General features: G+C 49.1%; 6 protein-coding genes. All 6 read right to left on the reverse strand.

From position 1 onward, the window contains the following. On the reverse strand, positions 1-983 hold a 983-nt coding region (locus ACKOVI_RS04625; protein ID WP_509602884.1), incomplete at its 3' end, for a complex I subunit 4 family protein. Beyond that, on the reverse strand, positions 980-2,872 hold the full coding sequence (gene nuoL / locus ACKOVI_RS04630; protein WP_509602885.1) for an NADH-quinone oxidoreductase subunit L: 1,893 nt from the start codon (positions 2,870-2,872) through the stop codon (positions 980-982). The genes ACKOVI_RS04625 and nuoL, both read right to left, overlap by 4 nt. A gap of 2 nt (positions 2,873-2,874) precedes the next feature. Continuing rightward, positions 2,875-3,174: an NADH-quinone oxidoreductase subunit NuoK gene (gene nuoK / locus ACKOVI_RS04635; RefSeq protein WP_509602886.1), complete on the reverse strand. Its 300-nt coding sequence runs from the start codon at positions 3,172-3,174 to the stop codon at positions 2,875-2,877. Further along, positions 3,174-3,941, reverse strand: a complete 768-nt coding sequence (locus ACKOVI_RS04640) for an NADH-quinone oxidoreductase subunit J (protein WP_509602887.1) — start codon at positions 3,939-3,941, stop codon at positions 3,174-3,176. The genes nuoK and ACKOVI_RS04640 overlap by 1 nt, the downstream gene beginning before the upstream one ends. After that, on the reverse strand, positions 3,941-4,579 hold the full coding sequence (nuoI, locus tag ACKOVI_RS04645; RefSeq protein WP_509602888.1) for an NADH-quinone oxidoreductase subunit NuoI: 639 nt from the start codon (positions 4,577-4,579) through the stop codon (positions 3,941-3,943). The genes ACKOVI_RS04640 and nuoI overlap by 1 nt, the downstream gene beginning before the upstream one ends. Continuing rightward, positions 4,572-5,386, reverse strand: an 815-nt coding sequence (locus ACKOVI_RS04650) for a complex I subunit 1/NuoH family protein (RefSeq protein ID WP_509602889.1), incomplete at its 5' end; no start/stop codon positions are given. The genes nuoI and ACKOVI_RS04650, both read right to left, overlap by 8 nt.

A 5,386-nucleotide genomic window follows, 5' to 3' on the forward strand; every position in this document is an offset into this window, starting at 1 on the left:
GTCATCGCAAAGATTCCCATGGTGATGAAACCGAAGTGAGAGATCGATGTGTAGGCAATCAAACGCTTCAAATCGCGGGCGCGAATTGCAAGGAATGCGCCGTAGATTATTGAAATAACGGAGAGAACGATGATGACTGGCGTAAAAGTCTTGCTTGCATCAGGGAAGATGGTGATGCAGAAGCGAATCATTCCGAATGTTCCGACCTTGTCGAGAACACCAAGCAGAAGAACTGAAGTACCTGGTGTACCCGCTTTTGCTGCATCTGGAAGCCAGGTGTGAAGTGGCCACAATGGAGCCTTGATTGCAAAGGCGATAAAGAAGCCGAGGAACAAGAGATTCTGAGTGGTAGAGCTCATGACTGTGTGGAGGTCTGCAAGCTCGGTGATATCAAAGCTTGCGTAACCAGCGTTGCTTGAGACGACATAGATGCCGATGATTGATGCGAGCATCAAAAGACCACCGAACAAGCTGTAGAGCAAGAACTTCACAGCCGCTGCAGCACGCTCGCCTGAGCCATATCCACCAATAAGGAAGTAGACCGGAATCAACATCGCTTCGAAGATAACGTAGAACAAGAAGACGTCAGTTGCAGTAAAGACGCCAATCATCATGGTCTCGAGTACGAGGATGAGAATGTAGAAAACCTTGGCAGACCAGCGTCCGCCTTCAGATTCATTCCACCCTGCCAAGATAACAATCGGCGTGAGGACAACTGACATGACAATCAGAACGAGGGCTAGACCATCGACTCCAACTGAGAAGTTAATTGCGAAAGAAGGAATCCATTCATTCTTCTGTACAAACTGAAGTGCAGTGTCATTTGCAACGAACTTAGTTGCAAGATAGATACCGAAGATTGCGGTGAGCACTGTTGAAGCAAGCGCTACCTGCTTTACTCGAAGAACGTTATTGCTTGGCAGAACGCCAACAATGATGGCACCTAGCAGTGGCAGTAGGCCGAGAACGACTAGTGAACTCATTGTGTGACCACCCAGATTCCAGCGATCAAAGCGATCGCGCCGATGAGAATGAAAGCTGCATAGCTGCGAGCAAAGCCTGTCTGTGTTCTGCGAAGAATTGAGCCAGAGCCTGTAGCCAGGCGGCCAACACCGCGTACTGCCCCATCAATCACGCTGATATCAACTTGCTCTGCCAGCTCTGTGATTGCAAGTCCAGGACGCATAAAGACTGCTTCGTTAAATGCATCTTGACCAAGGTCCTTGCGTGCAATACGTGTGAAGACTGAAACATCTTCTGGCGCTACATTCGAAACCTCTGCGAACTGATACTTGAGAAGTGCAATCGCTACACCGATGACAACTGCTGTGAGCGCCATTCCGGAGACCACGATGGGTGCAAGGAATTCAGCGTGCTCGCCCTCATGTCCTCCAACAACTGGCTCGAGCCAGTTGACGAGTGCATGTCCACGAGTGAAGAGGAAGCCAGATGCAACTGATCCAATAGCGAGAATTGCAATTGGAACCCACATCAACGCAGGTGATTCGTGTGGGTGCTGGTTATCGTCCCAACGCTCTTTGCTTGTGAAGGTAAGAATCATGACGCGAGACATGTAGAACGCTGTGATTGCTGCACCTAGAAGAGCTATTCCGCCGAGAAGAATTCCCTTAACGCCACCTGCATTAAATGCAGTTTCGATAATTGCATCCTTCGAATAAAAACCAGCAAAGGGCGGAACACCAATGATTGCGAGGTAACCAAGTCCAAATGTCACAAAGGTAATTGGCATAAATTTACGAAGATTTCCGAACTTACGCATATTTACTTCATCGTTCATACCGTGCATAACAGAACCAGCACCCAAGAACATGCTCGCCTTAAAGAATCCGTGGGTCAGCAAGTGCATGATTGCAAATGCATAGCCTACCGGGCCAAGACCTGCAGCCAAAATCATGTAACCGATCTGAGACATGGTTGAAGCAGCGAGAGCCTTCTTGATGTCATCTTTAGCAGTACCGATAAGAGCACCGAAGATCAATGTTATGGCGCCAACGATCACCACTACGAGCTGTGCTGTTGGGGCTGCATCGAAGATGAAATTTGAGCGGACTATGAGGTAGACGCCTGCGGTAACCATTGTTGCTGCGTGAATCAGCGCTGAAACCGGAGTTGGGCCAGCCATCGCATCGCCGAGCCATGCCTGCAATGGGAACTGTGCTGATTTACCAGCTGCTGCCACAACCAACATAATTCCAATTGCTGTCAGTGCAGCCTCAGATGCGTGATGTGAAGCAGCTTCAACGCCTGCAAATGATGTTGTTCCAAGAGTTGCAAATGCAATCATGATTGCAAATGAGAGACCCATATCGCCTACGCGGTTCATGACAAATGCCTTCTTCGAGGCAGTTGCATATGCTGGCTTCTGGTTCCAGAAACCAATCAAGAGGTATGAGGCAAGACCCACGCCTTCCCAACCTACGTAGAGGTTGAGGTATGAGTTACCGAGAACCAACAAAAGCATCGCTGCGATAAAGAGGTTGAGGTAAGCGAAGAAGCGACGACGGTTTTCATCATGCTCCATGTATGAGATGGAGTAGATATGAATAAGTGTGCCGACACCTGTAATAAGAAGTACAAAACAGATTGAAAGCTGATCAAGAAGAAGCGCGGCATCGATATTGAAATTGCCGACTGCAATCCATGAGAAGAGCTTCTGTGTCACGGCGCGCTCTTCTGTTGAACGACCAAGCATCTGTGAAAGCTGGTAGAGACCTACGCCAAATGAGCTAGCTGACATAGCCGTAGCGAGGAAATGTCCCCACTTATCGGTGCGACGACCGCCCAAGAGAAGCACTGCTGCACCCGCAAGAGGGAGAGCAATGAGATAAACGAGTGATGATGAAGTGCTCATAGTTATCGCTTCAACAAACTAGCATCGTCAACTGATGCTGATCGGCGTGAGCGATAAATCGTCACGATGATGGCTAGACCAACTACTACTTCACATGCAGCAACAACCATGGTGAAGAAGGCGGTGACCTGTCCATCCAATGTGCCGTTGATCCGTGAAAAAGTGACAAATGCGAGGTTTGCTGCGTTGAGCATGAGCTCGACACACATAAAAACAACAATTGCATTGCGACGAACAACTACGCCAATAGCTCCGATGGTGAAGAGCAGCGCTGAAACGTAGAGGTAGTTATATGGATTCATTACTTCTCCTCCACGACTGTTGTATCCACAACATCAAGCTGGAATTGAGCTGGCTCGAGCATGTCGCCACGAGCCTTCAAAGTTGCAGAGATAGATGTTGGCGCAGGTGTTCCATCTGGAAGTAGCGCAGGAACATCGACAGCGTTGTGACGAGCGAAGACGCCAGGGCCTGGAAGACCAGCAGCGCTTGCCAGTGAACCTGTGCGGAAACGTGCGATGGCGCTCTCGCGCTGAGTTGGACGAGCAACCGTGCGCTGGTGATGAGCGAGAACCATTGCGCCAAGGGCTGCAGTAATAAGAAGTGCTGAAACAACTTCAAATGGCCAGACGTAATCTGAAAAAAGTAAGCGGGCCAATCCTTGAACATTTCCATCTGCGTTTGCCTGAGCAAGACCTACTGCGCTGTGACCGAGAGTTGCGCGACCAATGAGTGAAACCATCAAACCGCCAAAGCCGATAGCTGCAGTGATAGCAATTGGACGAAGCCCTTGGATTGTCTCTTTCAGAGAGTCAGATGAATCAACACCGACGAGCATCAAGATGAAGAGGAAGAGCATCATGACTGCACCTGTGTAGACAACAATCTGAACGATTCCAAGGAAGAGTGCATCTTGTGCAATGTAGAAAATTGCCAGTGTGATCATGACCCATGCAAGTAAGAGGGCTGAGTGAACAGCTTTCTTTACCAGTAACATTCCAAGAGCTGCTAGAACAGCAATCGGAGCAAGGATCCAGAACATCACTGCCTCTGGAGTCTGGATAACCATTACTTCGCCTCCCCCACGCTTCCAAGGATTGGACCCTGCGAAGGATCTGCAGCCTTTACTTCGCCGCGGTAATAATTGTTCTCATCCATTCCTGGATACATGGGATGTGGTGGCATCACCATTCCTGCACGGAGTGGCGCCAGGAGATCTTCCTTTTCGAAAATTAACTTCTCGCGAGAGCTATCTGCGAGTTCGTATTCATTTGTCATTGTGAGTGCACGAGTTGGGCATGCTTCGACACAGAGACCGCAGAAGATGCAGCGAAGATAATTGATTTGATAGACCGCGCCATGGCGCTCTCCTGGTGAGACTTGATTGCCAGGAGTGTTATTTCCACCTTCGACATAAATCGCATCTGCAGGACAGGCCCACGCGCAGAGTTCGCAACCGATGCACTTCTCAAGACCATCTGGGTGGCGGTTGAGTTGGTGGCGACCATGGAATCGCTCTTCTGTTGGCGCCTTTACATCTGGATACTGAACGCTGAGGTTCTTCTTAAACATTGATTTAAATGTGACCCAGAAACCAAGTGACTGCTTTCCAAGAGATGCTGGTCCTGGCTGTTCAACTTCAACGAAAGAGACATCATTGATGTCTTTCGCAGCACCTGACTTCTTTGGTTCTAATGAATTACTCATTGGTGCCTCCTGAAGTATGTGACTGAGTTGAAGCGCTGAAAGAGGAAACGCCTGGAAGTTGTGGCAGTGGGAAATCTGGAGCTTCGCCCGCTGGAAGTGGCTTGCGGGACTCGTTCTTGCTCTTTTCAAAGAGTGAAGAAATCGCCATGACGATAACTACGATTCCAAGGGCGAATGCCAACGCCACTGTGCGAGATGCTCCGTTCTGCTGAATCACTCGTAGTGAGGCAACGATCATGATCCATAGAAGGGAAGCTGGAATAAGTACCTTCCAGCCGAATTTCATGAACTGGTCATAGCGAAGACGTGGAAGTGATGCTCGGAGCCACATAAAGATGAAGAAGAAGATGTTGACCTTCAGGAAGAACCAGATAATGACGAACCAACCGCCAAGCCAGCTCTCAGTGAAGCCGAGTCCTGGGAATGCGTGGTAGCCACCGAGGAAGAGAGTTGTTGCAAGCGCTGAGACTGCAATGATGTTGACATATTCAGCCAAGAAGAAGAGCGCAAACTTCAATGATGAGTACTCAGTGTGGAAACCACCGACGAGCTCACCTTCAGCTTCAGCCAAGTCGAAAGGTGCGCGGTTAGTTTCACCGACCATTGAGATCACGTAGATAACAAATGATGGGAAGAGAACTACTGCATTCCAGATGTGTCCATGCTGAGAAGCGACGATATCTGATGTCGACATTGACCCTGCATAGATAAAGACTGCAACGAGTGAGAGACCCATAGCTACTTCATAAGAAATAACTTGAGCGCTTGAACGCAATCCACCTAGTAGTGGGTAAGTAGATCCTGAAG

It is taken from the genome of Candidatus Planktophila sp., from assembly GCF_046070465.1.
Classification (GTDB): Bacteria; Actinomycetota; Actinomycetes; order Nanopelagicales; family Nanopelagicaceae; genus Planktophila.

Bases quoted from the DNA above. Each gene is read 5' to 3' on its own strand.
- nuoL (WP_509602885.1), bottom strand. From the start codon at position 2,872: ATGAGCACTTCATCATCACTCGTTTATCTCATTGCTCTCCCTCTTGCG.
- nuoK (WP_509602886.1), bottom strand. From the start codon at position 3,174: ATGAATCCATATAACTACCTCTACGTTTCAGCGCTGCTCTTCACCATC.
- ACKOVI_RS04640 (WP_509602887.1), bottom strand. From the start codon at position 3,941: ATGGTTATCCAGACTCCAGAGGCAGTGATGTTCTGGATCCTTGCTCCG.
- nuoI (WP_509602888.1), bottom strand. From the start codon at position 4,579: ATGAGTAATTCATTAGAACCAAAGAAGTCAGGTGCTGCGAAAGACATC.